This is a genomic window from Promicromonospora sp. NFX87 (genome assembly GCF_048564965.1).
In the GTDB taxonomy this organism is placed as follows: domain Bacteria; phylum Actinomycetota; class Actinomycetes; order Actinomycetales; family Cellulomonadaceae; genus Promicromonospora.
In genome coordinates, this window is the sequence record NZ_CP183413.1 from 6258555 (window position 1) to 6281280 (window position 22726).

At 69.5% G+C, this 22726-nt stretch carries 17 protein-coding genes; 6 read left to right on the forward strand and 11 right to left on the reverse strand.

Translation table 11 applies throughout. From position 1 onward, the window contains the following. The first annotated feature begins 8 nt into the window (after window positions 1-8). From ACNYC2_RS28015 to ACNYC2_RS28030, 4 genes are all read left to right on the forward strand, one after another. On the forward strand, window positions 9-563 hold the full coding sequence (locus tag ACNYC2_RS28015; RefSeq protein WP_419704870.1) for a protein jag: 555 nt from the start codon (window positions 9-11) through the stop codon (window positions 561-563). 127 nt (window positions 564-690) lie between these two features. Next, window positions 691-1350: a 16S rRNA (guanine(527)-N(7))-methyltransferase RsmG gene (gene rsmG, locus ACNYC2_RS28020; protein ID WP_419707918.1), complete on the forward strand. Its 660-nt coding sequence runs from the start codon at window positions 691-693 to the stop codon at window positions 1348-1350. Window positions 1351-2019: 669 nt separating this feature from the next. Further along, window positions 2020-4101 carry an AAA family ATPase gene (locus ACNYC2_RS28025; protein WP_419704871.1) on the forward strand — a complete coding sequence of 694 codons (2082 nt, stop codon included), beginning with the start codon at window positions 2020-2022 and terminating at the stop codon, window positions 4099-4101. Between the two features lie 94 nt (window positions 4102-4195). Beyond that, window positions 4196-5470: a ParB/RepB/Spo0J family partition protein gene (locus tag ACNYC2_RS28030; protein ID WP_419704872.1), complete on the forward strand. Its 1275-nt coding sequence runs from the start codon at window positions 4196-4198 to the stop codon at window positions 5468-5470. A 111-nt stretch (window positions 5471-5581) separates the two neighbouring features. Here the strand turns inward: ACNYC2_RS28030 and ACNYC2_RS28035 are convergent, their stop codons facing one another. The 8 genes from ACNYC2_RS28035 to ACNYC2_RS28070 form a co-directional block, all read right to left on the reverse strand. Further along, the gene (locus ACNYC2_RS28035) at window positions 5582-6616 is read right to left on the reverse strand and encodes a D-alanine--D-alanine ligase family protein (RefSeq protein WP_419704873.1); all 1035 of its coding nucleotides are present in this window, start codon (window positions 6614-6616) and stop codon (window positions 5582-5584) included. Between the two features lie 97 nt (window positions 6617-6713). Then, complete coding sequence (locus ACNYC2_RS28040) at window positions 6714-7949, reverse strand: PLP-dependent aminotransferase family protein (protein ID WP_419707919.1); 1236 nt, start codon at window positions 7947-7949, stop codon at window positions 6714-6716. A 236-nt stretch (window positions 7950-8185) separates the two neighbouring features. Beyond that, window positions 8186-8512, reverse strand: a complete 327-nt coding sequence (gene trxA, locus ACNYC2_RS28045) for a thioredoxin (RefSeq protein ID WP_357448134.1) — start codon at window positions 8510-8512, stop codon at window positions 8186-8188. Between the two features lie 69 nt (window positions 8513-8581). Then, the gene (gene trxB, locus ACNYC2_RS28050) at window positions 8582-9577 is read right to left on the reverse strand and encodes a thioredoxin-disulfide reductase (RefSeq protein ID WP_377141710.1); all 996 of its coding nucleotides are present in this window, start codon (window positions 9575-9577) and stop codon (window positions 8582-8584) included. A 213-nt stretch (window positions 9578-9790) separates the two neighbouring features. Beyond that, window positions 9791-11659 (reverse strand): protein kinase family protein, encoded by a 1869-nt coding sequence (locus tag ACNYC2_RS28055; RefSeq protein ID WP_419704874.1) that lies wholly within the window; start codon window positions 11657-11659, stop codon window positions 9791-9793. A gap of 165 nt (window positions 11660-11824) precedes the next feature. Continuing rightward, window positions 11825-13552, reverse strand: coding sequence for a murein biosynthesis integral membrane protein MurJ (gene murJ, locus ACNYC2_RS28060; protein WP_419704875.1), 1728 nt, complete (start codon window positions 13550-13552; stop codon window positions 11825-11827). Between the two features lie 85 nt (window positions 13553-13637). After that, on the reverse strand, window positions 13638-15908 hold the full coding sequence (locus tag ACNYC2_RS28065) for a DUF6049 family protein (RefSeq protein ID WP_419704876.1): 2271 nt from the start codon (window positions 15906-15908) through the stop codon (window positions 13638-13640). Continuing rightward, window positions 15905-16537: an NUDIX hydrolase gene (locus ACNYC2_RS28070; protein ID WP_165827349.1), complete on the reverse strand. Its 633-nt coding sequence runs from the start codon at window positions 16535-16537 to the stop codon at window positions 15905-15907. The genes ACNYC2_RS28065 and ACNYC2_RS28070 overlap by 4 nt, the downstream gene beginning before the upstream one ends. 166 nt (window positions 16538-16703) lie before the next feature. Between ACNYC2_RS28070 and ACNYC2_RS28075 the strand changes: the two genes are divergently transcribed. Beyond that, window positions 16704-18140 (forward strand): CCA tRNA nucleotidyltransferase, encoded by a 1437-nt coding sequence (locus ACNYC2_RS28075; protein WP_419704877.1) that lies wholly within the window; start codon window positions 16704-16706, stop codon window positions 18138-18140. Window positions 18141-18208: 68 nt separating this feature from the next. On the opposite strand, the gene ACNYC2_RS28080 is transcribed toward ACNYC2_RS28075, so the two are convergent. Continuing rightward, the gene (locus tag ACNYC2_RS28080; RefSeq protein ID WP_419704878.1) at window positions 18209-18493 is read right to left on the reverse strand and encodes a GIY-YIG nuclease family protein; all 285 of its coding nucleotides are present in this window, start codon (window positions 18491-18493) and stop codon (window positions 18209-18211) included. Window positions 18494-18627: 134 nt separating this feature from the next. Continuing rightward, a complete protein-coding gene (locus ACNYC2_RS28085) occupies window positions 18628-19578 on the reverse strand; it encodes a ribose-phosphate diphosphokinase (protein WP_419704879.1) in 951 nt (316 codons plus the stop codon). Window positions 19579-19640: 62 nt separating this feature from the next. On the opposite strand from ACNYC2_RS28085, the gene ACNYC2_RS28090 reads away from it, so the two are divergent. Beyond that, window positions 19641-20894 (forward strand): SMI1/KNR4 family protein, encoded by a 1254-nt coding sequence (locus ACNYC2_RS28090; protein ID WP_419704880.1) that lies wholly within the window; start codon window positions 19641-19643, stop codon window positions 20892-20894. Between the two features lie 173 nt (window positions 20895-21067). Here the strand turns inward: ACNYC2_RS28090 and ACNYC2_RS28095 are convergent, their stop codons facing one another. Continuing rightward, complete coding sequence (locus tag ACNYC2_RS28095) at window positions 21068-22585, reverse strand: MDR family MFS transporter (RefSeq protein ID WP_419704881.1); 1518 nt, start codon at window positions 22583-22585, stop codon at window positions 21068-21070. Window positions 22586-22726 lie beyond the last annotated feature (141 nt).

Consider the following 22726-nt stretch of genomic DNA (forward strand, 5'->3'; position numbering starts at 1 on the left):
AAGGCACGATGAACGCGAGCACAGGTACGGCGGCACCCGATCCCGAGGCTCCGGTCGTGGATCCCGAGGACCGGACCAAGCGCCTCGAAGAAGAGGGCGAGATCGCGGCCGACTACCTCGAGGAGTTCCTCGACATCGCCGACCTCGACGGCGACATCGACCTCGACATCAAGCACGACCGTGCCGCTGTCGAGGTGGTGGCGGACGACCCCAAGTCGCTGGCACACCTCATCGGCAGCGAGGGCGAGGTGCTCGACGCGATGCAGGAGCTCACGCGCCTCGCGGTGCAGACCCGTACCGGGGAGCGCAGCCGGCTGATGCTCGACATCGGCGGCTACCGGGCCGCTCGCCGCGTCGACCTCACGCGGGTCGCGGAGGCTGCGGTCGAGCAGGTGCGCAGCTCTGGCGAGGAGGTCGAGCTCGAGCCCCTCAATGCTTTCGAGCGCAAGGTGGTGCACGACGCGGTGGCGGCTGCCGGGCTGGTCAGCGACTCCCGTGGAGTCGAGCCCGAGCGGTATGTAGTGGTCCAGCCGGCGGGGACGCCGGCAGCGGTCACCGACTGAACTATCGGCCTCGGCCGAGGGCCGGTGTGCGTCCCTGAGGACGTGCACCGGCCCTCGGTGTGTTTGGCTACTTTCGACAGCGACTGGAGGACGAGACGTGGAGGGTTCGGACGTGGCGGCACAGGAGATGCCAGGCGGAGACACTGCGGTGCCCGACGGCGAGACGCTCGGCACGAGCGACAGCGTCAAGGCGTTCCTGGGCGATGCGTACGACGGCGTCGCCCACTACGCCGAGATGCTCCGTGACCAGGGCGAGCTCCGCGGCCTGATCGGTCCTCGCGAGGTGCCACGCATCTGGGAGCGGCACATCCTGAACTCCGCTGCGGTCGTCCCGTACCTTCCGACCTCGGGGTCGGTGGCCGACATCGGATCGGGCGCAGGGCTGCCAGGTGTGGTGCTGGCAGTGATGCGCCCGCAGCTCGAGGTGATCCTCGTCGAGCCGATGGAGCGACGGACGACATGGCTGTCGGAGGTGGTGGCCGAGCTCGGCCTGGAGAACGTCGAGGTGAAGCGCGGGCGGGCGGAGGAGTACCACGGCGCGTTCGAGGTGGACGCCGTGACGTCCCGAGCGGTGGCTGCATTGTCGAAGCTCGTCCGGTTGAGCATGCCGCTCGTTCGCGTAGGCGGGGAGATGGTGATCCTCAAGGGCCGCAGTGTCGCGGAGGAGGTCGAGCCGGCGCGCAAGATCCTGCGGAAGTACGCAGCGGGGGATCCGGACATTCTTGAGGGCTCCACCGTCGAGGGCGTGGAGTCCACGACGATCGTGCGGGTGCGTCGAGGGAAGTAGTCCTCGCGAGGAAGATGTTTCACGTGGAACGGGGGCGGGCGCCTGTGGGTGGCCGCCCCCGTTCTGGTTGTGGGATGGGGGTCCGCCTTGCGCGGAACTGGCTCAGCACTGAGGAGCGTGTTTCACGTGAAACGGGCTCGGCGCCGGAGCAACGTCAGTGGTGGTTCGCAGCCGGCCGGAGTCGAGGATCGGGGGCCAGTGGCGCGGAGGAAGAAAAGGGGGACAGGGTTTCCTCGATGCCGGGCAAGCGTCAATCGCCAATGGTCGCTAGCGCGTAGGGGGAGAGGGCGTCCAGTCGACGGCGATGCAGGTTGATCCGGAGCTCTTCGGCGGGCTGTTTCACGTGAAACCTGACCCCAGGATCTTCAGCAGCAGCGGAGCGGACTTCGGGCATCTTTCGGACTCGGCGCCACCGCCTCGTGCTGGACGGGCCTGAATACCGACGAAGAGTGGATCCGATCACCCTGAGGTCGGCGTTTCGACGGTGCTGATCAGGCCGCCGACCTTAGCGTTACTCGCGTGTGCTTCTTCAGACGAAAGTCCAAGCGAGTAGCGGCAGCCAAGTCCGTTGCGGCGTCGGCTGCCTCCACGACGGCGCCCGACTCGTCCGCTTCCGAACCGGCCTCCGTTCTGGAGGAGCCCGCGACACAGGGAGCGCAGTCGACAGCTATGGCGCAAGCCCGGACGGCGAGCTTCACCGTGCTCGCCGACCGGCCGGAGTCAGACGCCGGCAGCGGGCAGGACGACGCCGTGCCCGTGCGGGACGGAGACCTGACGGGTGCTCTGGTCGACGACGCGGCGCTCTCGGGATCTCCTCGATCTCCGGATGACCACCTGGCGCAGACCGACGGTCCTGGCGACACGCCTCAACCACAAGAAGCGCGCGCGGGACAGTCCGAGGACGCCGGCGCCCGCGTGGAAGGTCAGGAGGGCGACTCGAAGAGTGACTCCATAGCCAACGCCGATGACGCCGCCTCCACTGGTGAAGCCACCACCGCCGAGACTGGAGCCGATGCCGCAGCGCCCGGTACCGAAAGCCTCGGTGCGCCGGAGCCCGGTGTGGCTGATGCCGAGCCGGAGGGAAACGAACCTCCGGCAGCCGCGACGGCGACCGCCTGCGCGGAGAGCCACGAAGCGACGCCCATCTCTTCCGAGGACATGGCGCCGCCTCAGCCCGTGATCGCGAGCAACGTGCCGCGGGACCAGGTCTGGGGCCAGGACCGCCCTGGCGATGAGGGTAAGAGCGTCGCTGCGCTGAGCGAGCTGATCGAGTCCGTGACGATGCCCGCTTCCGAGACAGAAGATCAGGAACCAGAGATGACCGTTGTGACGGAGTCGGCCGAACCGACCGAAGTACTGGAGCCCGCTGCGGACCGCGGGGCTGCCGAGTGGGGGAGCGACGCGACATCTGCCGACATCGATCCTGATCAGATGGAGGAACTTCCGTCAGATCGGCCCGTCCCGGCAGACGCGATCCGCCGGGCGAGCGAGGCTCTCGATGCAGCGGTGAACGCTGCGCCGGCAGTCCTCGGACCGCCCACGCCAGTCGACGACGACGAGTCGGTGGTTCTCGTGGACGCGGAATTCACACATTTCGACGGAGAAACAGAGCCGGAGTCCGAGCCAGAAGACGCGGCCAGCGATTACAGTGGCCGCGTGACGGATCCGATTCCTGTGCAGGGCCTCTCCGCTCCCGGTGTTTCACGTGAAACGTCCGGGTCGGCGCAGACGCCCAATGGCACGCAGCAGCCCACGGGCGGCCCGCACGGTGGCGATGACGAGCGTCGGTCAGCCCTCATCGCAACCGTTCCGGCCGTTGACGATACGACGCCTGTCGCCGCAGAACTGGCGATGGACGCTCGCCGACGCATCGAGCTCCAGGGGCGGAAGTTCCCGCGCCCGCCGAAGACGCGCATCATCACGGTGGCCAACCAGAAGGGCGGCGTGGGCAAGACGACGACCACGGTGAACGTGGCCGCCGGTCTCGCCCAGTCCGGCCTGAACGTGCTGGTTATCGACAACGATCCGCAGGGCAACGCCTCCACGGCGCTCGGCATCGAGCACCGCGCCGGGACACCGTCGGTGTACGAGATCCTCGTCGAGGGGGAGTCGCTGGCCAGCACGATCCAGCAGTGCCCCGACGTCCCGAACCTCTGGGGTGTTCCGGCGACGATCGACCTCTCGGGTTCAGAGATCGAGCTCGTCTCGCTCGTTTCACGTGAAACACGGCTCCGGAAGGCGATCGACAAGTACCTCGCCGATCGTGTCGCTGCCGGCGAGGAGAGGATCGACTACGTCCTCATCGACTGCCCGCCGAGCCTGGGACTCCTCACGGTCAACGCGTTCGTGGCCGGCCGCGAGGTCTTCATCCCGATCCAGTGCGAGTACTACGCGCTCGAGGGCCTGAGCCAGCTGCTCAAGACCATCGACCTGATCCGCTCCCACCTCAACCCGGAGTTGCGCGTCTCGTCGATACTGCTGACCATGTACGACGGCCGCACCAACCTTGCGCAGCAGGTTGCGGGCGAGGTCCGTTCGCACTTCCCGGCGGAGACATTCAAGACGACCATCCCGCGGTCGGTTCGCATCTCCGAGGCCCCGAGCTACGGGCAGACGGTGATGACCTACGACGCGACATCTACGGGTGCGCTGGCGTACCTTCAGGCATCTCGTGAACTGGCCGAGCGCGGCCAGGGTGGTTCGAGCCCGCGTCGTGCGATGCAGGCGGAGCCGGTCGGAGCGCAGGACTGATGCGCAGTGAAACGCGGGACGCGACGCGGACCGTGGCGATGGAGACGAAGCCTGTCCGCGCTGGGCGCGAGACCGGAACCGACGAGGAGACACGATGAGTGCGAAGCGACGCGGGCTCGGGCGGGGCCTGGGCGCCCTGATCCCGACGGGTCCCGAGCCGGATGAGCTCGGTGCCGGAACAGGATCCGGCGAGTCTGACGGCGCCGACTACGCACTGGGCGGATCGGTCGCGACTGTCGTGGAGGAGCGTCCGTCACCGGCGCTGGACGCGACGGACGAGGTGCCGGTGAGCACCATCTCTGTGGACACCGCCTCAGCGGAGCCCGTGACGGAGAAGAAGGCAGTCAAGACGAACGGTCCTCGTCCGAGCACCGTGAAGTGGGACTCCGCGATCGCCAGCGGCCGGCTCTCGGTCGCGAACGAAGCTGCCGAGGGTGCCGGTGCGTCCGCGCTCGACGACACCTTCTTCAGCCGTGAGGAGACCGAGACATCCTCCGTTTCACGTGAAACAGGAGACCTCCTTCCGGTCCCGGGCGCACGCTTCGCCGAGCTGCCCGTCACGGCGATCCGGCCGAACACCTGGCAGCCCCGCACGGTCTTCGACGAAGGAGACCTCGACGAGCTGGTCGAGTCGATCAGGGAGATCGGCGTGCTCCAGCCGATCGTCGTCCGCCCGGACAAGGAACACCCTGGTGAGTACGAGCTCATCATGGGTGAGCGGCGCTGGCGCGCGACGCAGGCAGCCCAGCTGGAGACCATCCCGGCGATCGTCCGGGAGACGGACGACGGCGACATGCTCCGCGACGCGCTCCTGGAGAACCTGCACCGCTCGGACCTGAACCCGCTCGAGGAGGCCGCGGCCTACCGGCAGCTGCTCGACGACTTCGGCTGCACGCACGAGGAGCTCGCGAACCGGATCGCGCGCAGCCGTCCCCAGATCTCGAACACGCTGCGTCTGCTCAGGCTGCCTCCGCTGGTTCAGCGACGTGTCGCCGCAGGCGTGCTCTCGGCCGGACACGCTCGCGCGCTCCTCGGACTGAGCGACGGCGCCGAGATCGAACGACTCGCTCAGCGCATCGTGTCGGAAGGACTCTCGGTACGCGCCACCGAGGAGATCGTCATGCTGACGGAGTCCGACGGAAGCAACGGCAAGACCCGGAAGGCGCCGCGTGCCGGCACCCGCAGCGAAGCGGTGGACGAGCTGGCGACCCGGCTCTCTGACCGGTTCGAGACCAGGGTCAAGGTGGCACTCGGCAAGACCAAGGGCCGCATGACCGTCGAGTTCGCCTCGGTCGAAGACCTCAACCGGATCCTCAACGTGATGGCTCCCGAGGAGCGCGGCCTCCTCAAGCCGCCCTCCGGCGCCTGAACCGCCGCAGCGGAGCCGCGCGGAAGCGGTAGGAGCACACAAAGACGCTGGGCCGGCATCTCCGTCAAGGGAGATGCCGGCCCAGCGTCGCTTCAGCGGTATGCGACGGCGTCAGCGCGCGAGGGCCAGCGTCGTGTCGACTATCTTGCGGTACAGCGCCGCGAGGTCACGACCGCTCGCCGCGATCGCCTGGGGCAGGACGGACATCTCTGTCATGCCCGGCGCGACGCTGACCTCGAGGATCTGGGCGGTGCCCGAGGCGTCGAGGATCAGGTCGGTACGGGACAGGTGGCGCAGGTGCAGAGCCCGGTGGGCACGGACTGCGACGTCGGACACCAGCGTGGCCTGGTCCGGGGTGAGGCGCGCGGGGGCGAAGAACTCGGCCTCGCCGGCGACGTAGCGAGCGGCGTAGTCGTAGCCGCCGTCCGCGACGATCTCCACGGCGGGCAGCGCCTCCGGCCCATCGGGCCCGTCGATCACGCTGACGGCCAGTTCGGTACCGATGACTGCCTGCTCGATGAGCGCCGTCTCGCCGTAGGCGAAGCACTCCACCATCGCCCGCGGCAGGTCCTCCACCCGGGTCACGACGGAGACGCCGAGGGCAGAGCCGCCCTCCGTCGGCTTGACCACGAGGGGCAGCCCCAGCCGCCGCACCACCGTGTCGAGCACCGGCTGTGCCCCGAGGTCCCGGAAGAGGCTCTGGGGGAGCGTCACGTAGTCGGGCGTCGAGAGGCCCGCATCGAGCAGGGCCGCCTTCGAGATCGGCTTGTTCCAGACCGCGCGGCTGGCGCGCGGGCCGGTGCCCACGTACGGCAGGCCGAGCATGTCGAGCACGTCGCGCACCGAACCGTCCTCGCCGGACGTGCCGTGCAGCAGCGGCCAGACGACGTCCGGGCGGGTGTCACGGAGGAACGCCAGGAGGTCGGCGTCGACGTCGTGCAGCACGACCTGGAGGCCGGTGGAGCGCAGCGCCTCCGCGACCCGACGTCCCGACCGGAGCGAGACGTCGCGCTCGTGGGACAGTCCACCGGCGAGGATGACCACCAGGGGAGAGCCGTCCGTGGCATCGGGCCCGTCAGGGCGCGTGGGGAGGCCCGCGGCGCCGGCGGACGCCGGAGCGGACGGAGCAGGGGCAGAACTGGTCATCGAGGGACTCACTCGGTTGTGATCGACGGGTCAGCTGCCATCGTGCCAGACAGCTCGATTTCCTGGATGGCCCGGACTTCCGGCGCGGCGCACGACGTCATGCCAGGTCCGGAGCGGGGCTCTCGACGTCGTCCGTATCGGGATCGGGCCGACCTGCGGTGCCGAAGATCTGCACCAGCTCGGCCTCGCCGTTGACGACGCCCGCCAGCCGGCGCACACCCTCGCGGATACGCTCCGGCGTGGGGAAGCAGAAGGACAGCCGCATGTGGTCGGCGCCGCTGCCGTCGTAGTAGAAGGCGGTGCCGGGGACGTACGCGACGCGCGCGGTGACGGCTCGGGGGAGCATGGCGCGGGAGTCGAGGCCCTTGGGCAGCCGCACCCACACGAAGAACCCGCCCTTCGGCACGTTCCACGAAGCGCTCGGGAGGTGTTCGCCGAGCGCGCCCACCAGGGCGTCGCGTCGCTCGCGATACAGCTCGCGGTAGGCCTTGATCTGCGCCTTCCAATCGCACGTCTCGAGGTAGGTCGCGACGGCGAGCTGTGAGGCGTTGGAGGGCGACAGGACAGCCGACTCGCTCGCCAGGACCAGCTTGTCGCGCACCGCGTGCGGTGCGATCACGAAGCCGACCCGGTATCCCGGGGCGAACGTCTTGGAGAACGAGCCGAGGTACAGCACGCCGTCGCTGTCGTAGGAGCGCAGCGCGGGCAAGGGCTCCTCGTCGAAGCCGAGCAGACCGTACGGGTTGTCCTCGACGACGAGGACGCCGTGCCGGCGGCAGATCTCCAGCAGCTGCGGGCGGCGCTCGGCGGAGAGCGAGACACCCGCCGGGTTCTGGAACGTCGGGACCGTGTAGAGGAACTTCACGCGGCGACCCTCGGCCGCGAGGCGGGTCAGCGTCGCGTCGAGCTCCGCGGGGACGAGGCCGTCGGCATCGAGCGGCACCTGGACGACGTCGGCCTGGTAGGACCGGAACACGCCGAGCGCTCCGACGTAGGACGGCGCCTCGGCGATGACGACGTCACCCGGGTCGATGAAGATGCGGGTCACCAGGTCGAGCGCGGACTGCGAGCCGGTGGTGACGACGACATCGTCGGGATGAGCGGAGACGCCTTCGAGCGCGACGACCTGCGTGATGTGCTCGCGCAGGCTCTCCTCGCCCTGACCCGAGCCGTACTGCAGGGCGGTGGTCCCCTTGGTGGCTATGAGCCGCTGCATGGTGTCCGCGATGACATCGAGGGGGAGGCCCTCGAGGTACGGCATGCCACCCGCGAGCGACACGACCTCGGGACGGTTCGCGACCGAGAAGAGTGCCCGGATCTCCGAGGCGCGCATACCGTGCGCTCGTGCCGCGTACGCGCCGAACCATGGGTCGAGGCGGTTACCGGCGGTCTCGGGAAGCTCGTTCACGCGGCCCAGTCTCGCACGGGGGCAGTGTGCGGCAGAGTATCCGTTCGTGGCGAAACAGTGAGACTACGTGGTCAGTGACGACAAAGAGCGCGTGTCCCGAGCCACCCGATGACGAGATCAGGTGAGACGGACACGCGCTCTTCGTAGCGGTGCGTGCGGGGTCAGCCCGCGAGGACCTCGTCGATCTCCTCGGTCAGCGCGCGCTTCGGGCGGGCGCCGATGATCGACTTGACGACCTCACCGCCCTTGTAGACGTTCAGCGTCGGGATCGACACGATGCCGTAGTCCATGGCGGTCTGGCGGTTCTCGTCGGTGTCGATCTTGACGATCTTGATCTTGCCCTCGTACTCCTCCGACAGCTCCTCGAGGATCGGTGCCACCATGCGGCACGGGCCGCACCAGGTCGCCCAGAAGTCGACGAAGACGGGAATGTCAGAGTCGAGGACCTCGGTCTTGAAGGTGTCGTCGGTGACCTTGATGGTGCTCATCCAGCATCTCCTTGTTCGTGGCCCCAGAAGGGCCGAGAGGGGCGGGGTCGGTGGGAACCGGCCGGGAGATCAGTCGTTCAGCGAGTCGAGGAAGGCCTGGGCGTCGAGCGCCGCGGAGCAGCCCGAACCGGCGGCCGTGATCGCCTGGCGGTAGGTGTGGTCGACGGCGTCGCCGCAGGCGAAGACACCGGGAAGGTTGGTCCGGGTGCTCCGGCCCTCGACGAGGATGTAGCCGTTCTCGTCCAGGTCGACCTGGCCCTTGACCAGGTCGGTGCGGGGCTCGTGGCCGATCGCGACGAACAGGCCCGTCGCGTCCAGGTCCCGGATCTCGCCGGTGACCGTGTCGCGCAGGCTGATACCCGAGACCTTGCTGTCACCGGAGATGCCGGCGACCTCGCTGTTCCACGCGAACTCGATCTTCGGGTCCGCGAGGGCCCGCTCGGCCATGATCTTCGAGGCGCGCAGGTCGTCGCGACGGTGCACGACGGTCACCTTGGACGCGAACCGGGTGAGGAACGTGGCCTCCTCCATCGCGGAGTCGCCACCACCCACCACGGCGATGTCCTGGTCACGGAAGAAGAAGCCGTCGCAGGTGGCGCACCACGAGACGCCGCGTCCGGAGAGGCGCTTCTCGTCGGAGATGCCCAGCTCGCGGTACGCGGATCCGGTGGCGAGGATGACCGCGCGGGCTCGGTAGGTGTCGCCGCCGCCGGTCACGATCGTCTTGACGTCACCGGACAGCTCTACCTGCTCCGCGTCGTCCCAGATGACCTTGGCGCCGAACTTCTCGGCCTGCTCGCGCATGGCTTCCATCATGTCGGGACCCTGGATCCCGGCGGGGAAGCCTGGGAAGTTCTCGACCTCGGTGGTGTTCATGAGCGCGCCACCGGCAGTGACCGAGCCCGCTATGACGACGGGCGCAAAGCCTGCGCGCGCCGCATAGATGGCTGCGGTATATCCCGCGGGGCCGGACCCCACGATGACGACGTCGAGCACGGGGGCGTCGGTGGTCCCGGCAGCCGGAGCGGTGGTCTGTTCGGTCAAGGTGTTCTCCTCGAGTTCCATGGGCACACGCCATAACACGCGACCGTGTCCTAGTGTTCCAGGCCAGGTCACCTACGGCGCCATCGCGGGCGTGAACCTCGCCACACGGCATCGACATTCTTCGATGGACCGTCGGTTCCGGTGCCCAGACGCCCAGAACGCCGGGAGAACGAACCATCGACATCATGTGTTCGTTCCCACCGGCGTTCTGGACTGCTCTGCTGGCTGACGAGGTCAGCTCAGCACCACCTCTTTCAGCTCCAGCCGGAAACCGTTCGAGGCCTGCGGCAGCTCGGTCACCCAGATGGTGAACGAATCGCTCACGACGGGTTCGGTCAGCTCGAACGTGGTGGTGGCCGAGAAGGTGCCCTCGGCGAGCACCTCACCGCCCGCGCCGCCCTTCAGGATCTGCACCTTGCCACCCGGGGTGTTGGTCAGCAGCTCGACCTTGCTGACCGAGGCCGGCTCTCGGAGCTTGAGCTCCATGCCGAGCGAGTCCTTGTAACCACCGAACGCGGCCTGCTGGTACGTGGTCGTGTAGTAGAACGTGGCCGGATCGGTGTCGTAGGCGAGCTCGACCTTCTCGGGGTGGTCGATGGTCTCGCCGTTCCAGTCGAGCGTGCCGAGCAGTGCGGCCGAGTCGATCACCGGCCGCGCCTCCGTCTGCGCCGGGGGAGAGGGCGGCGAGCTGCCCTCACCCTCGCCCTCACCGCCGGCGCCGGCCGAGGAACTCACCTCAGGCGACGGTGAAGCATCGGCGATCAGCTCCGGAGAAGGCGAGAGCACCGAGTTGATGGCCCAGATCAGCCCGGCGACCACAGCGACACCGACCAGCCCGAGCACGATCGGCGTCGGGTTGACGCCGCCACGCTTGGGTGCGGGCTGGGTGGCGAACCCGCCGTCCTGGCCGTAGTAGCCGCCGCCCTGGTCGTAACCGGCCGGGGCGTACTGCGGCGGGTACTGCTGGGGTGCACCCTCCTGCGCGTACTGCGCCTGGTCGTAACCAGGCGGAACCTGGCCGACAGGCTGGCCGAACTGGTCATAGCCGACCGGTACACCACCATCCGGAGGCGGGGGCGGCACAGGGGCGTGCCCACCGAACACCTGCGGCTCATAGGTGTAGTCGTTCTGCGGCTCGGGATAACCAGCGGGCACGTTGCCCGATCCCGTCGCCATCGTCTCGTCGTTACGTGCGATCCGGCCGGTGACCGGGCGTCGAACGGGCGGTGTGCCCTCGGCGCCGAAAGCGTCGGCGATTGACTGCCGTCGCGGCCCCTCCGGCTCGGGCTGCACGAATCCAGGCAGCGATGCCACTACGGAAACCTCTCCCCACGGCTGAAGAGCCGTGGTCACGTCGTCGGGGTTCATCGGTCCGTCGGTGCTGCCGGGCGCGGCGAACGTCCGGCCCACCAGAGCATCGATGTCGGGGTCCACGTGGGGAACCAGCGTGGACAGCGGCGCCACAGCGCCGGAAGCGTCGAGCAGTGCGGGCAGCGGGATCAGGGTGTCCTTGGCGATCCAGTCGGCCTCGAGATCCTGGCCGGGCCAGCGCGCCGTCATCGCGTAGTAGAGCAGGGCCACCAGCCCTTGAGCGTCGAGCTGCGCGGGCTGGACGTTGAGCGTCGCACCGGAAGCGAGTCCGCCGTCGAGCCCCAGGCCGGTGATCCGGACCTGGTGACCGTCCACCCGCACGGCCTCGGGGCGCAGCGCGGTGTGGTGCACACCGCGTGCGTGCGCCACGCCGAGGGCGGCGGCCGCCTCGCCCACGATCGCCCGGGCCTGCTGCTCGTCCACCAGACCGCTCGAGACGATCTCGGTCAACGTTGAACCGGTGTGCGGTTCGGTGACGACGTACTTGCGGCCGTCGGCATCGGACCCTGCGTCGAGGACCCGGACCAGACGTGGGTCCGTGACGAGCGCGGCGCGTCGGGCGGAGTCCAGGGCATCACCGGAATAGGGCCCGGTCACGAGGGTCACGCGGACCTCGCGGCCCAGGATCAGGTCGTGTGCCTCCCAGGCGGTTGCCGCGGCGAGGTCGGTCGACACCTGCTGGCTAAGCCTGTATCTCTCGACCAGCACGATGCCTGGCTCGACGGTGCTCACGCGGACCTCCTCGCTCGCTCGGGGGACAGTAGCAGGTGCGCGACCACAGGGGCCGGGCACCGTCGCCATGCTACGCGGAACCGCCGACAGCCCGTCGAAATGTCGCAGAGACGCAACGAAAGCGCAGATCAACGATCTGCGCTTTCGGTACGACGACGGAGTGGGTCAGCGCTTGAGCCGCGCGAGCAGCGGGCCGAGCAGGCGGTCGAGCTCCTGGACCCGGAGCAGGCGGAGCAGCACCACGTAGATGACGACCATGACCAGACCGCACAGCGCCGACACCCACAGGCCGCTGAGCATCGTCAGCACCCACCCGTTGCCGAACGAGAGCACCTCGAACCCGCCGACCAGCCGGTACACACCCCATCCTGCCAATCCGGAGACAACGGCCGCGAGGAGCGTCTTGGCGTGGAGCGTGAGCACGCGGCCGCCGTCGAGCCGCCCGCCGAGCTTGGTCTTGAGGCCCCGGGTGCGCAGGAGCACCGTGATCCAGTTCGACAGGGCATAGGCGCCGGCGGCGGCGATCACCCAGGTCTCGATCGGCAGCCAGATCTGCGCGGCGATCAGCCCGGCCACCAGCACGAGCGTGGACGGCACGGTGATCCAGAAGACGGAACGTCCGTCCTCGTAGGCGTAGTAGACCCACTTCATGAGGGCCATCGCGCCGAGCGGCACCAGGCCGAACGAGAGCGCGACCAGCACCGGCGCGATGAGCGCGGTGCCCTCCTCGCCCGCCGTGGGGACGATGAACGCCGTGGCCGGGGCGGCCAGCACGGTCAGCGCGGCGGTGGCGAACACCGTGAAGACGCCGATCGTGCGAAGACCAGTGGACAGGTCGTCACGGACGCGGTCCGTGTCGCCTTCCTGTGCGGCCTTGCTGATACCTGTGAACAGGGCGGTCGCGATGGAGACGGTGACGAGCGAGTGGGGCAGCAGGTAGATCAGCAGTGCCTGCGCGTAGGAGCCGTTACCGGCGACCGCCACCAGGGGTGTGCTCGCTGCGCCTGCCTCGGCCGAGACCCGGGTCAGGTACAGGACGCCAGCCTGCTCCAGCACCACCGCGCCGAAGGTCCACAGGGCCACCGATCCGGCCGAGCGCAGCCCGATGCCGCGCAGACCCAGGCGGAAGTGCCAGCGGAAGCCCGAGCGGAGCAGGGGGACCAGCAGCACCAGCGCCTGCGTGGCGATGCCGAGGGTGGCGGTGCCCGCGAGCAGGATCGTGCGCGGGGTGTCCCATTCCGACAGGTCGTTGATGCCGAGCTCGGGCGAGGTGCCGAACACCAGGAGGAAGACGCCGAAGCCGACGACGGAGACCACGTTGTTGGCCACCGGCGCCCACATGAACGGCCCGAACTGCTCGCGCGCGTTCAGCACCTGGCCGAGCAGGGTGTACAGGCCGTAGAAGAAGAGCTGCGGGATGCACCAGAACGCGAACACGGTGCCCAGCGCGAGCTGCTCCGCCGTCCAGCCGTCCGTGTAGAGCATCACCACCCACGCCGCTGCGCCGGTGAGGATCGCGGTGATGGCAAGGATCCCCACCGCCGAGATGGTGAGCAGCTTGTCGATCCGTTCCTGCGTGTTGTGCGCGCGGAACGCCTTGACGATCTGCGGCACCAGGACGGCGTTCAGCATGCCACCCGCGAGGATCGCGAACATCACGTTGGGCAGCTTGTTCGCGACGTCGAACGCGTTGGCGACCGTGCCGACCGAGCCGACGGCGGCCACCAGCATCAGGTTTCGCACGAGGCCGCCGAGACGGGAGGCGGCGGTGCCCGCGGCCATCACCATCGAGTTGCGGCCCAGGCCGCGGGACGGCGGCGCCGCGGCGGGCGCGCCCGGACCGCTCGCGGTCTCCGAGCTGGGGTCCGATGCCGGGTCGGTCGGTACGGTCACGGCTCTCTCCTGGGTCAAGCGACTACTCCCGTGGTCTGGGGCCTTGCCCGGTGCTGCGCGGCCGAAGTGTGCGGCGGCCGAAACACTACTCTGCCCGGACGGCCACGGAGTCCGTCGCCGTCGCGGTGGTCGGCTCGGGCGCCTCGGCCGCCGTCCCGGTCGCCTCTTCGACGTCCTCGCGGGTGGCGCGGTACGGCGAGCGGCCGCGCCGCACCGTACGCCAGATTCCGGCAAGGAACAGCAGCCCGACGAGGCCCGCGGCGATCCAGGTGCCGACCTCTTCCCAGCCCGCGCGGACGCGGACCTGGAACGCGGAGTCGTCGGTGAACTTGGCGCCGTCCGGCGTGAGGAGCTCTGCGGCGACGTCGACGTCGCCGGAACCGATGGCGCGGACCGGGACCTGCACGTCGAGCTCCTGGCCGGCCGGGACGGTCGTGGTGCTGCGATCGCCGACCGTGAGCCGTGGGTGGTCGGGGCGCAGCACGACGGTCACCGTCGCGTCCACGTCGAGCGTGTTGCGCACGCGCACCGGGATGTTGCCGACGTCGGTGATGAAGTTGATGTCCTGGCGGGGGACGACGGTCACGGACTCGTGCGTGACCTTGTCGGCAGCTTCGAGCACCCGCTTGGCGAGCAGGTTCCGGATGCCGGGGTCCGCGCGCTGTGCGACCGCCAGCGGCCCTGCGAGACGGGCGACTCCCGGCTGCCAGAGCGGGGCGGAGTCGTCGACCGCGATGGACGAGAAGGTGACGATCGCGTCCCGAGCGCGCTCGAGGGCTTTGACGCTTGCCGGGGAGAGCTCGGCCTTGTGCACCTTGCGGTTCGGGAGCGGCTCGCGTGCGACGTCCGGCGCATCCTCGGCGAACAGCTCGTCCAGGGTCGTCGTCTCCACCCAGTCGGCGTCCTCGAGCGCCTCCAGGACGGAGGTCGCGGCCGCGGCGTCCGGGGTCCAGGTCCGCGGCATCACGATGGACTTGGTCGGGGGCAGCTCCGGTGACTGGTTCACGATGGCTGCCGTCTCCGCGAGGAGGCGTTGCGTTCCTTCGGCAGCCGTGGTCGTGGTGCCTGTGGAGCCCGTGTCGGCGGCGCTCTCGGCGTTGGTGGTCTCCACCTGCGACAGGTCGGTCGCCGAGAGAAAGGCGCTGGTCAGCGTGGGGTCGGTGACTGCGGCATGTGCCGTGCCCGACGGGGTGGCGACCTCCGCCCGACCGGTCACCGTGCCGCTCTCGCTGGACAGTCCGCCGCTGACCAGAACGTTCGGCCGGCCGGCGTCGACGGCCAGCCCGAGGGTCTCGATGTCGGGCACGGCGCCGTCGGCCGGCCAGGCGAGGCCCTTGCGCCAGCTCTTCGGGACACGCCAGTCGTCCAGACGGGGGGCGCGGAGGAAGCTGCGCGGGCCGATGGTGCCCACGTTGGCGTGCGCGAGCGCGGCGAGGTCAGGGTCGCGGTCGGGGAGCGTGTAGGTGGTCGTGTTGCCCGCGGCGTCGAGGAGACGTTCGGACCAGGCGATGAGTGCGGAGTCCTTCGACGCCGCGGCGACGGCCATCACCGCGGGATCGACGGCGAGCGACAGCTTGCTGTGCTCCGCGACCTCGACCACGCCGTCGAGCCGCTGGCCCGCGGCGGCCAGCTGCGCCAGCTCGATGTCGGTCGTGCTGTGGTCCGCCGGGTCGGTGGCCGGGCCGGTGATCCCGGCGAGGACACTGAGCCGCATGGGCGCCCGCTCGGCGCCGTCGGCGTCGTAGAGCAGGAACGAGCGCGCGATGCCGAGCCGGCCCGTGACGTCGTCGACGCTGACCGCGAAGCGGCGGGGGCCGAAGCCTTGCAGGGACTGGACACCGGGGTTGTAGGTGAACGAGACGTCCTTGGACGCACCTGCGTTCAGCCGCCCGAGCGGCTTCGTGGTGGGCACGCCCCTGACCGGGTCCAGCAGGTCTGCAGAGACCCACTCGCTGACCTCGGCGCGGGACGTGATCGCCACATAGTTGAGGGCGAAGTTGACGTTGGCTCCGGAGACGACGGCACCGGTGTGGTTGGTGATCCTTGCCCGGATGGTCACCACGTCGCCAGGCCTCGCGGTCGGGTGCGAGACGTCGGTGATCGAGACGTCGACCGTGCCCTGGGCCGACGGCGCGGCGGGGACAGCCTCGGAGAGCTCCTCGGCGACCCTGTCGGAGACGGGAGCCGGGGCTGTGCCGACGGCGGCACCTCCCGACGTCGGACCGGTGGCGTGAGCCGGAACCATGGCAGACCCGGCAAGGAGCATGGCCGCCAGGAGCACGGCGCCTGTCTTGCCGGTGTGGCGGGCCGCCCAGCGGAGGGCGGAACTGTGTGCGAGGTCGGGGTGCTGCGTCATGGCAGGTCGGGGCGCTCCGTGGGGAAGGCGTCAGCACGCAGCGCGTCCCGGAGACTGCTCGATGACTCGAGGAGATCCAGGGCGGCGACGGCCAGTCGCTGCTCGTTCGGGTACGACAGGCGAGCAGCGAGCTCGTCGACCCTGACCCAGAGGGCGTCCTCGGCTTCGCCGTCCGGATCGTCCTCCACGGTCAGGCGACCGCCTTCCGCGCGCAAGAGGTAATGGTGCACCACCTTGTGGACTCTCCGGTCCTCACCGGTGAACCAGTAGTCGATCACGCCGAGCTCCGCCTGGATCGAGCCGCGGATCCCGGTCTCCTCGCGAATCTCGCGGATCGCCGCCTCCTGCGGCGTCTCACGACCCTCGAGATGTCCCTTCGGCAGGCACCATTCCAGGCGTCCCGTCCGGTTCCGGCGCAGCAGGACTGCCGCACTGAAGTCCTCGGGCCGTTCGGAACCGCCTCGCAGCACGAGGCCACCCGCGGAGGTCTCGTCGACGACGGGCAGGTGCGTCGGGCTGTTCGCCGCTGCGCGCCGGGCAGGATTCACCCGCAAGGGCGCTCCGCCGGGCGGCGGGGGCACCTCCGGGCGACCGTCAGGACGGTCGCTCGCCGGAACTGGGGTGGACATGCCCCAACACTACCGACTGAGCACCGTTGGTCAGGTCAGGAGCAGGGGCGCGGGCGGTTTCGGGCACGGGTTCGGACGCCAGGACCATGTCTGCCGGTGGGGGTGTGCCGGCGCGGGTGATCTTGCGGTGAGTGTTGCCCGGCTGCGTCTGGGAGAATCTTGGGCTGTGTCTACCCCTGAGCAGGATCTGTTGCGGCGCGCGCTCGGCGTGCTGACCGAGATGGCGCCCGCCGCGCTCGAGCTGGGCGACCAGTTCCGCGCCGCCGGGCACGAGCTCTCGCTGGTCGGTGGTCCGGTCCGGGACGCGTTCCTGGGTCGGGCGAGCAACGACCTGGACTTCGCGACGTCGGCCTCGCCGAACCAGACGCAGAAGATCCTCGCGCGCTGGGGCGACTCGAACTGGGACATCGGTCGTGAGTTCGGCACCATCGGTGCGCGGCGCGGGGACGTCGTCGTCGAGGTGACGACGTACCGGACCGACAAGTACGACCCGGCGTCGCGCAAGCCGCTGGTCGAGTTCGGGGACTCGCTCGACGGAGACCTGTCGCGCCGCGACTTCACCGTCAACGCGATGGCGGTGCGCGTACCCGACCTGACGTTCGTGGATCCGTTCAACGGCCTGAGCGACCTCGCGGCAGGGGTGCTGCGCACGCCCATCGCCCCCGAGCGCTCGTTCGACGACGACCCGCTGCGCATGATGCGGGCCGCCCGGTTCGCGGCCCAGCTCTCGTTTCACGTGGAACCAGGGACGCTCGCCGCGCTGGTCGCGATGGCTGAGCGGATCGAGATCGTGTCGGCGGAGCGGGTGCAGGCGGAGATCACCAAGCTGCTGCTGAGCGACAACCCGCGGGCAGGTCTCGAGGTCCTCGTCGACACCGGCCTTGCCGAGCAGGTGCTGCCCGAGCTGCCCGCGCTGCAGCTCGAGATCGACGAGCACCACCGGCACAAGGACGTCTACCAGCACTCGCTCACCGTGCTGGAGCAGGCGATCGCCCAGGAGACCGGCCCGGACGGCGCCGTGCCGGCCCCGGACCTGGTGCTGCGCCTGGCCTCGCTGCTGCACGACATCGGCAAGCCCGCCACGCGCCGGTTCGAGCCAGGCGGCGGAGTCAGCTTTCACCACCACGAGGTCGTCGGGGCCAAGCTCACGGCCAAGCGGCTCAAGGCCCTCAAGTTCGAGAAGCAGGTGGTCAAGGACGTGTCGCGGCTCGTAGAGCTGCACCTGCGGTTCCACGGCTACGGGGAGGGGGCGTGGACGGACTCCGCCGTCCGCCGCTACGTGACCGACGCCGGCCCGCTCCTCGAGCGGCTGCACCGCCTCACCCGTGCCGACTCGACGACACGCAACAAGCGGAAGGCCAAGCGGCTGTCCGACGCCTACACGGACCTGGAGGACCGGATCTCCGCGCTGCGTGAGCAGGAGGAGATCGACGCGATCCGCCCCGACCTGGACGGGACGCAGATCATGGAGATCCTCGGGATCTCGCCGTCGCGTGAGGTGGGCGAGGCGTACAAGTACCTGCTGGGCCTGCGCATGGAGCGCGGCCCGCTGGGCGAGGAAGCGGCGACGGAAGAACTGAAGAAGTGGTGGGCGGAGCGGTGAGCTTCAACCGCTGATCGGACCCAACCGCTGGTCGAGCTTGTCGAGACCCTGTGCTCTACCCGTGGGACTCAGCCACCAGAGCCGCCAGTCCTCGATCGAGCCAGGCGCGGCAGGTCGTGGAGCCGCCCTTCGACGAGCGCCAGCCGTTTCGCGCGTGACCAGCCTTGGACCTGCTTCTCTCGAAGATATGCGTCGTCAATCCGCGGAAAGTCCTCGCAGTAAACGAGTTGGACCGGCCGACGACGCCGGGTGTACGCGGCGCCCTGGCCTGCGTCGTGCTGGCCGAGACGGCGTTCGAGGTCGACCGTGCTGCCGACGTAGAACGAACCGTCGGCGCATCTGAGGATGTACATGTACGCCACACCTCGACGGTGACAGACGAACCGGGAGGCTGGGCGGCGGTCGAGGGATCTGTGGATAACTTCCGGGGTCTCGACAGGCTCGACCAACGGGTGGTCGGGTGTTCGCCAGTGGGTCGCGGTAGCGGTCAGACGTGGGTCGGGTCGAAGAGGGCGCTGACCGACTCGCCGCTGTGGATGCGGCGCACCGCTTCGGCGAACGCCGGCGCGACGCTGATCACCGTCAGCTTGTCGTGCACGAGCAGACCCGTCGACGGCACCGTGTTGGTGGTGACGATCTCGACCACGTCGGGGTCGGCAGCGATGCGGTGGACCGCGTCGTTGGCGAAGATCCCGTGCGTGCAGGCGATCCGCACGCTGCGCGCGCCGTGCTCACGCAGCAGGTCGAGGATGGCGATGATCGTGGACCCGTTGGCGATCTCGTCGTCGAGCACGATGATGTCGCGGCCCGTGACGTCGCCGATCAGGGACGTGATCTCGACCCGGTCGCCGTCGAACCGCTCCTTCGCGGCCGCCGCGACGGGAACACCGAGCATCTTGGCGAACGCAGACGCGCTCTTCGCGTTGCCGAGGTCGGGGGAGACCACCGTGGCCTTGGAGAGGTCGCTCGGCAGAAAGTGCGCCGCGAGCTCGCGGAGCGCGTTGAGCTGATCGGTCGGCACCCGGAAGAACGCCTGCACCTGCGGTGCGTGCAGCGTCATCGTGAGGATGCGGTCCACGCCCGCCGTCTCGAGCAGGTCCGCGACGAGACGGCCGCCGACCGAGATGCGCGGCGCATCCTTCTTGTCCGACCGCGCATACGCGAAATGCGGCATGACAGCGGTGATCCGGGCGGCCGACGCGCCCTTGGCGGCGTCGATCATCAGCAGGAGCTCCATCAGGTTCTCCTGCGTGGGGCGCGCCACGGGCTGCACCAGGAACACGTCGCGCTCGCGACAGTTCTCCAGGAGCTGGACCTGCAGGCAGTCGTTGGCGAAGCGCTGGATGTTGATCGGGCTCAGCGCGACGTCGAGATCAGCGCACATCTCGTGAGCGAAGCGCTGACCCCCGGTACCTGCGAAGACCCGTACCTCGGCCATGGCTGGAAGTCTACGGAACGTCGAGCCGACGCGCCCAGCAGCAAGACGGCATCATGTGGTTGGTGAGCCTCACCGACTGGCAGACCTGGGAACCGTTCGTCGACGCACTGCGGCGCTCCGCACCGCCCGGGACGGACGTGAGCGAGTTCGTCGGCACCGTCGGCCGCGGCGCGTGGCAGGGCACCTACCTGGACGACGGCGACGCCGACCTCCGCCGCGACCACTACCGCAAGCTCGCGCGCGAGGCCGCCCGGACCGGCGGCCGTGTTCCGAAGGCAGATCTCGACGACGCGCTTCGCGCGCTCGCCGAGCTCAGTCCGGACGCCGAGCAGCCGGTGCGGGTGGTCGCCGCCGGTCGTCCCGACGGTGATGTCGTAGAACTGATCGGGCTGCCGGCGTCCGTCGTCCCGGGGCCGGTCACGCCGATCCTCGAGGTCGTGCTGGAGCCGGGAACGCTCCCGGCGCAGTACCTCGCGACGATAGTGCCGCCGTCGGACGCCGCGGTCGCGCCGTCAGCCGATCCGGATGCCGTGGTGCGCGTGATCACCGAGCGGATGCCCGACGCCGTCGGCGCGTCGCCCGACGAGATGGCCGCCGCCGAGGCGAAGCTGCCCGCGGGATCGCACCTGCCCGACGAGGTGCGTGCGCTGTACGCGTCGGCGGGTTCGGGGAATCTGAAGCTCGCGCCCGAGGAGGACCGGTTCGGCGGGTTCGAGATAGTGCTGCTGAGCGGCAGCTTCCTCCGGGAGGCGTTCCTGCCCGCCGCACGCTTCAGCACCTGGACCGCCGACGCCGGTACGTTCGCACCCGAGGACCCGTCGGGCAGGGTGCAGTCGGTGATCGGCTCGCCGCTCTGGTTCCCCGTGGGGACCGACGGCGCCGGGAACGTCTACGCCGCCGATCTCGCACCGGGCGCGAACGGGCACGTCGGGCAGATCCTGCTGCTCGACCACGAGATGCGCGCCGGGGCGGTGTACCGGGCGGAGAGCCTGGCAGCGCTGCTCGTCGCGCGGACGGCGAGCGCGGCGAGCCCGGCTGAACCGGGTCTCGACAAGCGCGACCAGCAAGAGCCGGAGTTTCTGAACCTGGACCCGGCCACCTGGCTCGAGCGGCTCGACGCGGGGACGGTGCCCGAAACGCTCAAGGCCGCCGGCCTGGTACCCGACCGGGCGCACCCGCCGGCGTTGCCCGACGCGATCCTCGTGGCGAACCGGCTGCTCGGACTGCGCGGCCTGCCGCCGATCGAGGTCACCCGGCTGACCCGCCCCGCTGACCAGAAGGGCGAGGGCCTGCTCGGGCGGATCTTCGGCCGGTAGCCCGGCGGAGCCGCAGGAGCCACCAGCTTCGGTCGGTTGCCGGCAGACGAGAACGACTTCGGTCCGTTGTGCTGAGATCGGTCAATCAACCGACCGATCTCAGCGCAACGGACCGAAGTCGCGTGGGCCGCTCACCAACGGACCGAAGTCGCGTGAGCCATCAACGCACGGGCTCAGTGCCCGCCCTGGAACTCGCCGTTCGTCTCCGGACGCTTGACCATCAGGGCGAGGCCGACCGCGACGACCAGCACGCTCGCGCCCACGATGAACGCGAGGCTGGCTCCGCCGGTGAGGGCGTCGGCGGCGCCCGCACCGGCGTCGGTCAGCGACGTGGAGCGGATGGTGAGCAGTGCGACGAAGAGCGCGGTGCCGGCGGCACCGGCCACCTGCTGCACCGTGTTGATCGTCGCGGAGCCGTGCGAGAACAGGTGCGGCTCGAGCTCACCCATGGCCGCGCTGAACAGCGGAGTGAACGTGCAGCTCAGGCCGAGCATCAGCAGGAGCTGCGAGACAACGATCAGGTACCAGGGCATCGCCGGGTTGATGAACGCGAGCATGCCCGTACCGACGACGACCGCGATCAGGCCGGGGACCATGAGCGGCCGAGGGCCGTACTTGTCGTACAGGCGCCCGACGACGGGACCGGACAGGCCCATCGCCAGCCCGCCGGGCAGGATGACCAGGCCGGACTGGGTGGGCGTGTAGCCCAGGGCGTCCTGCAGCACCAGCGGGAGCATGACCATGGTGCCGAGCATCGCCAGCATCGCGATCGCCATGATCCCGATCGACAGCGAGAAGTTCCTCGAGCGGAAGGTGCGCAGGTCGAGCAGGGCGGAGTCGGTGCGCTGCCGGGCGAGCTGACGCCACACGAACACCCCGAGGACCAGCACGCCGACGCCCAGCGGCAGCCACGGGTTGACCGCCGTCTCGCCGCGCGCGGACTCGCCGAGCTCGGACAGGCCCCACACCAGGCCACCGAAGGCGACGAGCGCAAAGAGCAGGGAGAGCGGGTCGAGCGCGTGGTTCTCCTTCTCGGACACGTCCTTGATCCACAGCAGCCCCGCGACGAGTGCCGCGACGGCGATGGGCAGGACGATCGCGAACACGTAGCGCCAGCCCAGGGCATCGGCGATGATCCCGGAGACGGTCGGACCCATGGCCGGGGCCAGGGCGATGACCAGGGTGACGTTGCCCATGATCCGGCCGCGCAGGTGCGGCGGCACGATCGTCATGATCGTCGTCATGAGCAGCGGCATCATGATCGCGGTCCCGGTCGCCTGCACCACGCGCCCCGTGACGAGGACACCGAATGACGGGGCCACCAGCGCGACCAGCGTTCCCGTGCTGAACAGCGCCATCGCGAGCAGGTACGCCCATCGCGTGCCCAGCCGGTTGATGAGGAAGCCCGTCGCCGGGATGACAACCGCCATGGTGAGCAGGAACGCGGTCGTCAGCCACTGGCCGACGGTCGCGGTGATACCGAGGTCCTCCATGACGAGCGGCAGGGCCACGCCCATGGTGGTCTCGTTCAGGATCACGGTGAACGCGCTCGCCATGAGCAGTGCGATGACACGGAAGTGGCCGGGAGCCAGCTTGTCGGCGCGAGCCGGTGCGACGTCGTCGCCCGCGACGGGCGTGGTGGCAGGTGGTTCGTTCAGGTGGTCGGATGTGTCGAGGATGTCGGTACTCATAGGCTTGCCCTCTCGGTACGGTGCGCGCGGGCCGAGATCGAGAGCGACATTGCACGCGACCTACGTCTAAACGACGCCGGAACATCGTCGGGTATTCCCTCCGATGATCGCGACCTCTTTTTTACCGACGTCCGGCATCAG

Excerpts from the sequence above, each read along its gene's own strand:
- ACNYC2_RS28015 (WP_419704870.1), top strand. The coding sequence starts at position 9 with ATGAACGCGAGCACAGGTACGGCGGCACCCGATCCCGAGGCTCCGGTC.
- rsmG (WP_419707918.1), top strand. The coding sequence starts at position 691 with ATGCCAGGCGGAGACACTGCGGTGCCCGACGGCGAGACGCTCGGCACG.
- ACNYC2_RS28025 (WP_419704871.1), top strand. The coding sequence starts at position 2,020 with ATGGCGCAAGCCCGGACGGCGAGCTTCACCGTGCTCGCCGACCGGCCG.
- ACNYC2_RS28030 (WP_419704872.1), top strand. The coding sequence starts at position 4,196 with ATGAGTGCGAAGCGACGCGGGCTCGGGCGGGGCCTGGGCGCCCTGATC.
- ACNYC2_RS28035 (WP_419704873.1), bottom strand. The coding sequence starts at position 6,616 with ATGACCAGTTCTGCCCCTGCTCCGTCCGCTCCGGCGTCCGCCGGCGCC.
- ACNYC2_RS28040 (WP_419707919.1), bottom strand. The coding sequence starts at position 7,949 with ATGCGCGCCTCGGAGATCCGGGCACTCTTCTCGGTCGCGAACCGTCCC.
- trxA (WP_357448134.1), bottom strand. The coding sequence starts at position 8,512 with ATGAGCACCATCAAGGTCACCGACGACACCTTCAAGACCGAGGTCCTC.
- trxB (WP_377141710.1), bottom strand. The coding sequence starts at position 9,577 with ATGGAACTCGAGGAGAACACCTTGACCGAACAGACCACCGCTCCGGCT.
- ACNYC2_RS28065 (WP_419704876.1), bottom strand. The coding sequence starts at position 15,908 with ATGACGCAGCACCCCGACCTCGCACACAGTTCCGCCCTCCGCTGGGCG.
- ACNYC2_RS28070 (WP_165827349.1), bottom strand. The coding sequence starts at position 16,537 with ATGTCCACCCCAGTTCCGGCGAGCGACCGTCCTGACGGTCGCCCGGAG.
- ACNYC2_RS28080 (WP_419704878.1), bottom strand. The coding sequence starts at position 18,493 with ATGTACATCCTCAGATGCGCCGACGGTTCGTTCTACGTCGGCAGCACG.
- ACNYC2_RS28085 (WP_419704879.1), bottom strand. The coding sequence starts at position 19,578 with ATGGCCGAGGTACGGGTCTTCGCAGGTACCGGGGGTCAGCGCTTCGCT.
- ACNYC2_RS28095 (WP_419704881.1), bottom strand. The coding sequence starts at position 22,585 with ATGAGTACCGACATCCTCGACACATCCGACCACCTGAACGAACCACCT.